Raw genomic sequence first — 5,689 nt, 5'->3', positions numbered from 1 at the left:
TTAAAATCGTTTTTCGCTCCGCTTTTAATTAAATCGGTCAATTCAAGTTCCGAGTTAATATCAATTTCTAAATTATTAAAGATGCACTTTGTCATTTCTCAAATTGTAGCCAACGTGTTTGGCTATGGTTTCGTTGCGGATAAATCCGCGAGGATTTTCCGCCATAACCCAAAGTTAGTAAATACGCAGGAATTTCCGAGTAGGAAATTCCGCCGCAATGAACTATAGCCGGTGTTGTGTGCTGGCTTTTTATTAATATTTCCAATGTTCCAATTCTATACTTGTAATTATTGAATCTTTGTCAAATTCCAAGTGTAATTTTTTTCCTTTCACTGGGTCAATATTCCAGCCATAGTCAACCATTATTTCATAAATTATTTCGTTTGCCTTTTTGTTGTGATAATTTTCAGGTTCGCCTAATAACTCAATTATTTTTTTATATTCGATTCCCTTTTTTAGATGGTTTTGCATTAAATCCTTGACCATATTTTCACGATGCTTATAAATTCCGTCAAAATTTTCACTCCATTTTTCTTGGTCAAATTCAATTTCTTTTTTACCGCAATTTAGTAGCAAGAGAAATGTTGTTAATGTCAATATTATGTTTAAAAATCTCAACTTTTTAAAATCCTTTTTTTATAAATTAAAAGTCCGATAAAGGTCAGTCCGCAAAGAATTGCTAAAATGTGAAAAGTTTTAATTGAGTTGCATAAGTCAATTCCAGAAATTATAGAAATACAATCATTCAAGTTTTTAGTTTCATACTTCAGACTTACCATCGTATTCAAAACCATAAATTCAAAAAATGGAATTCCGATTAATAGTAAAATCAGAGTTATTATGTAAATCTTTTTTCTCAATTATTCTCGTTTTTCAGCTTGCACACAACGTGTTCGTGTATGGAAAGTTGCGTGTTTGAGGGCGGGGATTTTCCGAAGGAAAATCGGAAGCCGGCAAACACGCAACCAACTTTGTATTAGCTAAAACTAGCAATTTTTTATACACGGTGTTGTAGCACGTTTTTATTTTCCGTGTTCTAAAGTTAATACTTTTCCATTCCACGAGTCAAATACGATTTCAAAAACTCCGCCAATCATTTCGGCCGAAAGAGTTCCAGTAATGACCCAATAGTCATTAATTAGGTTAATTTTATATGGTTTTTCCGCCTCGATTTTTTCTTTTCCATAAAGTTCAAACAAAATAATTTCGGCGTATTTAACTGCATTTTCCTTTTTAGGAATCAATTTAAATTTCAGTTCGGTTCGGTCAGATTTATTTTTCAGAGCATGTTCGAGTAATTGCTGCGCGTGTTTTAAATCGTCCGACTTTTTTTCAAATTCTTGGGCTTGAATATTTGTTGAAATTAAAAGTCCGATTATTAATATTATTCCGATTTTCATTGTTTGGTCAAATGTGCTACAACGTTTATGTATAAGGAAAGTTGCGTGTTTGTGTGCGAGGATTTTCCGAAGGAAAATCAGAAGCTAGCAAACGAGCAACTAACTTTGGTTTAGCTAAAACTAGCAATTTTTTTTATACGGTGTTGGCAATAGTTTTTTAGTCAGGCATTTCGGTTTCAAAACTTTCCGTTAGCTTTTCCATTTCTACCCAGTGCAATGTCAGATCAATTAATTTTTTTAGGTCGTTCAAATTTTTTCCTTCCCATTTTCTTATGTAATGGGTTTCATCATTCCCAATCCACACGGCTCTTTTTGCAACAGATTTAATACGACTATCTGTAACATAATCATTTATACAAGCTCCTAATAATTTCTTTTCAATTTTTTCTTTTTCGCTGGGATGGTTCAATATACTATAATCTTTTATTAAAAATTCCAAAGCTTTTCGGTATCCAACACCACATATCTCTGTCAAATTCTGTTGTTCCGCTGTATAAGATTGATTATAAATTTCAACAAACATTGGTGATATTTCCGATATAGTATTTGTAAAATCCCTTCCAATTAATTTTCCTTGACTTACTTTATCAAAAAAACTGTAAACCCCATTATTTGAATTAAGATAATAATAAGCAATAAATGCTGATTCGCAAGCAGAATCAGGACAATACATTAAAACATCCAAATCCCTCCCGTTTTTATATCCGAATAGTGGATTTGGTCTGATTGATTTATGACAAAAAGGGCATTTGTCTGGTAAACCTGTAATACTTACTTGTCCTGTGTTTGTATTTAAATTCATTTCTTGTTTTAATTATTGCCAACGTGTTCGTGTAAGGATAGTTGCGTGTGCAAGCAACTAATTTAGCAAAAATGGAACGAACCAGAGGAAAATCCGCAGGATTTTCCGAGTAGGCTAGAACCAAGCAATTATTTTTACACGGTGTTGTAAGCAGTTTTTATTTTATCTTTTAATAATTTTGATATTTCATCCATTTTTATCCATTCACGAAATTCCTTTTGTTTAACTCTGTTTTCTGGAAAAGAGGCATCTTCTGGATTTTCATATAGAACGATTTCGATAATTCCATTATTTAACTCATTTATTGAGAAGGCATTTTTAAATCCTAATAGGGTTTTTTTAGTCACAAATTCGAAAAATTCTAAACCAAACCACATTTTGTGACAGGACATTAACCACATATAAGGTAGAAGTTCAATTCTGCCAGGATTGTTAGAAATATCTACTCTTAAAAAGCCGTTTTTGTCAGTATATAACTTTTCTGTCGGGAGTTCAATTCCTTTTACTGAATAATCACTTGGATAATCAGCAGATTGCAACAATTGGTCTTCTTCGTCACAGCAATAAGCAACTACAAGATTTTTATTTGAAAGCAATTTAGTTAAAAGAGTATCATTAAATTCTTGTCCATATGGTAAAGTCCAATAAATACTTTGATGCGTTAATAGATTAGCTGGTTCAATTACAGAAAATCTGAATGAATCATTTTTTTTAAGAACAAGGCTTAAATCAGATGATAGTTTTTTAATATCATTTAATATTTTCGGGCTGTATTTTTTATAGCCATTTCTGGATTTCATTCCAGCTATCCGATAATTTGTCGGTTGAAACCCAAGTCCGGCATTTAACATCCATTCAATGTCATTACCGACAAATGTTCCTTTTTTAAAACTAAAAGTGTATTTTAACGTATTCATTCTCAAAATTGCTTACAACGTGTTCGTGTATGGAAAGTTGCGTGTTTGAGGGCGAGGATTTTCCGAAGGAAAATCGGAAGCCAGCAAACGGGCAACCAACTTTGTGCTAGCTAAAACTAGCAATTTTTTATACACGGTGTTGTAAAACGTTTTTTTTATTTCGGCCAAATAGGGTTTTCTCCGCTTTTGTCAAATAAATATCCAAATTCAATATCAGTTACTACATCATATTCCACATTCAGAGTTGTCCATTTCTTTTCATTAAAGTATGAGTTGAAAGTGAAATATTTTTCTTCATTCCAATTTTCTTTACTCAATCCATATGATTTGAAAACGTCTTCGATTTGAATTCCGATAATTGGATTCCCGTTAATTTCAATTTTTGGGTTTGCGACTCTTATGTAACCTAATTTTCCGTTAAACTCATTGTAGAATGTCAATCTCAACTTTAGCTCATTGTATTGGTAAACTTGATTTTTGTCTTCGTCATCCTCATCTATTATTATTTTGCTCGGTTTACCAATCAAGCTCAAAATTTGATTTTCAGACATTCCAAATTTTATGTCATTAATTCCGATTCCAGGTTTGACTTTCATATTAATATTTTTAACACCATTCTATAATTTTTGTTTGAAAATCGATTGGAGTTGGTCCACCAGAACAACCTCCAATATCCTCCGCATTTCGGTCAGTTTCCGTTTCTCCGATAATCCATTTACCAGACTTATGTTTTATTAAAATTCCTTCTATTATTATTTTTCCACCAGTCAGCGGTTTTTTTTCGTTATTATAAACAATGATTTTATTTCCAGTTATTGCTATCTCAACTGTTAGATTCTCCATTCGTCCATCAAATTCCGCAAAGTATAATTCATAAGTCATTTTTCCTTGAGGAATAGTGTCAGTTTTTAAATCATTTTTCAGATTTTGTTTTTCAGGAAAGTCATAATTATCAGCTCTTTTTCCCATAGAAGTTCCTATAAAAATCATAATTCCGATTAATATCAAACTCCCAATTCCGAGAATAATTAATAATATGTTCAGGACTTTCTTCAAATGTTTTACAACGTGTTCGTGTATGGAAAGTTGCGTGTTTGGGGGCGAGGATTTTCCGAAGGAAAATCGGAAGCCGGCAAACAAGCAACAACCTTTTTGTTAGCTAAAACTAGCAATTTTTTATACACTGTGTTAGCAAACGTATTATTTTTCTCAAAAGCTAAATTCAACAACAACAATCCGTTTGTGAAAATAGTCATTAAAATCAGGTCTTAAGTTCAAAATTCCGTCGACAAACATTGTATTTGGCAAAATGCCAGCAGCTTCGCGAATTCTCCAATATTCTTTTGTTAGAGAGTCCGAATCCTTTATTTGATACAATGCGGTCATATATTTTCCGATATTATTGGCTTTTAGCGAAATAGTATCTTTATCATAAATTTCATTTCTTAATCCACTTTCAAAATATTCAGAATGTGTCTTTTTAGATTGAAATTCAAATTTTTTCAAGTCAGTTATTGAGTCAGATTTTATATCGATAAGATATTGTCGATAACCTTTTTCGATTGTTAAATTCGGATATATTTTGGTTAAGTTTTTTTCAAAGTCCGATACAAGCAAATTCAATGCATTGGTTTGTCTTTCTCCCAATACTTTTTCAAATTCAGAAATTCGGTCGTCAGTTTGTTTTTGGAAACAACTTAAAGTTAAAATCAGAAAAAGTATTAAATAGGATTTCTGCATTTCGTTTATATGTTTGCTAACGTGTTCGTGTATGGAAAGTTGCGTGTTTGTGGGCGAGGATTTTCCGAAGGAAAATCGGAAGCCAGCAAACGGGCAACTAACTTTGTATTAGCTAAAACTAGCAATTTTTTATACACGGTGTTGTACACAGTACTTTATTTCCATTTTGCTATTAATTCAGTCACACCATTTTTAATTCCGCTATAAAATTCTCCATTTTTAAATTCAGGTATAATTGTTTTGTCAATCACTTCTTTACAAATTTGGTCAGTCAAGACAAGTTCAGTTCCTAATCCAGTTGCAATTCCGATTTTTTGACAAGGTTTACAGAGTAGAATTATCAGTCCATTATCTTTTTCCGCTGTCCCAACTCCCCAATATTTCCCCAAATCCGTTGCCATTTTTTGAATGTCAGAATATGGGTTGATACTGTCAATTGTTACAACAACTATTTGACGAGTTGTTTCAATATTGTAATCATAAATAATATCCGATAGTTCTTTCCTTTGTGAAGGATTGAAAATACTGTCATAATCATTTACTATTAGACCTTTAAGTTTTGATTCTCTAAATTTTTCAACAGTTGAGAAATCAAATTCAGTAGTCGGTTTTATAGTATCAGTTTCTTGAGCAGTTCCTTTGCAAGAAAGCAAATTTAAAGTCAAAAAAAGTATTAATATTTTAGTTCCGATTTTCATTGTTTGGGTATTGTGTACAACGTGTTCGTGTATGGAAAGTTGCGTGTTTGAGGGCGAGGATTTTCCGAAGGAAAATCGGAAGCCAGCAAACGAGCAACCAACTTTGTGTTAACTAAAACTAGCAATTTTTTA

At 32.2% G+C, this 5,689-nt stretch carries 8 protein-coding genes; all 8 read right to left on the bottom strand.

Translation table 11 applies throughout. The features are described 5' to 3' along the window. Positions 1 to 252: 252 nt before the first annotated feature. The 8 genes from CDH49_RS15205 to CDH49_RS15160 all read right to left on the bottom strand — a co-directional run bounded on the left by CDH49_RS15205 (position 253) and on the right by CDH49_RS15160 (position 5,557). Complete coding sequence (locus tag CDH49_RS15205; RefSeq protein WP_100616387.1) at positions 253 to 597, bottom strand: hypothetical protein; 345 nt, start codon at positions 595 to 597, stop codon at positions 253 to 255. Between the two features lie 425 nt (positions 598 to 1,022). Then, positions 1,023 to 1,400, bottom strand: a complete 378-nt coding sequence (locus CDH49_RS15200; protein ID WP_100616386.1) for a YbbC/YhhH family protein — start codon at positions 1,398 to 1,400, stop codon at positions 1,023 to 1,025. Between the two features lie 157 nt (positions 1,401 to 1,557). After that, positions 1,558 to 2,202 (bottom strand): DUF4145 domain-containing protein, encoded by a 645-nt coding sequence (locus CDH49_RS15195; protein ID WP_100616385.1) that lies wholly within the window; start codon positions 2,200 to 2,202, stop codon positions 1,558 to 1,560. Positions 2,203 to 2,336: 134 nt separating this feature from the next. After that, complete coding sequence (locus tag CDH49_RS15190) at positions 2,337 to 3,119, bottom strand: hypothetical protein (RefSeq protein WP_100616384.1); 783 nt, start codon at positions 3,117 to 3,119, stop codon at positions 2,337 to 2,339. A 155-nt stretch (positions 3,120 to 3,274) separates the two neighbouring features. Then, positions 3,275 to 3,715, bottom strand: a complete 441-nt coding sequence (locus CDH49_RS15185) for a hypothetical protein (RefSeq protein WP_100616383.1) — start codon at positions 3,713 to 3,715, stop codon at positions 3,275 to 3,277. Between the two features lie 10 nt (positions 3,716 to 3,725). Then, positions 3,726 to 4,175 (bottom strand): hypothetical protein, encoded by a 450-nt coding sequence (locus tag CDH49_RS15180; RefSeq protein WP_162296726.1) that lies wholly within the window; start codon positions 4,173 to 4,175, stop codon positions 3,726 to 3,728. Between the two features lie 153 nt (positions 4,176 to 4,328). Further along, positions 4,329 to 4,859 carry a hypothetical protein gene (locus CDH49_RS15170; RefSeq protein WP_100616380.1) on the bottom strand — a complete coding sequence of 177 codons (531 nt, stop codon included), beginning with the start codon at positions 4,857 to 4,859 and terminating at the stop codon, positions 4,329 to 4,331. Between the two features lie 155 nt (positions 4,860 to 5,014). Further along, positions 5,015 to 5,557, bottom strand: coding sequence for a TPM domain-containing protein (locus CDH49_RS15160; RefSeq protein WP_100616378.1), 543 nt, complete (start codon positions 5,555 to 5,557; stop codon positions 5,015 to 5,017). Positions 5,558 to 5,689 lie beyond the last annotated feature (132 nt).

The organism is Confluentibacter citreus (assembly GCF_002807055.1).
Taxonomy (GTDB): Bacteria; Bacteroidota; Bacteroidia; order Flavobacteriales; family Flavobacteriaceae; genus Confluentibacter; species Confluentibacter citreus.
This window is presented reverse-complemented; position numbering and strand designations above follow the sequence as displayed.

Coding starts and splice junctions, on each gene's coding strand:
- CDH49_RS15170 (WP_100616380.1), bottom strand. CDS start 4,859: ATGCAGAAATCCTATTTAATACTTTTTCTGATTTTAACTTTAAGTTGT.
- CDH49_RS15185 (WP_100616383.1), bottom strand. CDS start 3,715: ATGAAAGTCAAACCTGGAATCGGAATTAATGACATAAAATTTGGAATG.
- CDH49_RS15195 (WP_100616385.1), bottom strand. CDS start 2,202: ATGAATTTAAATACAAACACAGGACAAGTAAGTATTACAGGTTTACCA.
- CDH49_RS15200 (WP_100616386.1), bottom strand. CDS start 1,400: ATGAAAATCGGAATAATATTAATAATCGGACTTTTAATTTCAACAAAT.
- CDH49_RS15160 (WP_100616378.1), bottom strand. CDS start 5,557: ATGAAAATCGGAACTAAAATATTAATACTTTTTTTGACTTTAAATTTG.
- CDH49_RS15190 (WP_100616384.1), bottom strand. CDS start 3,119: ATGAATACGTTAAAATACACTTTTAGTTTTAAAAAAGGAACATTTGTC.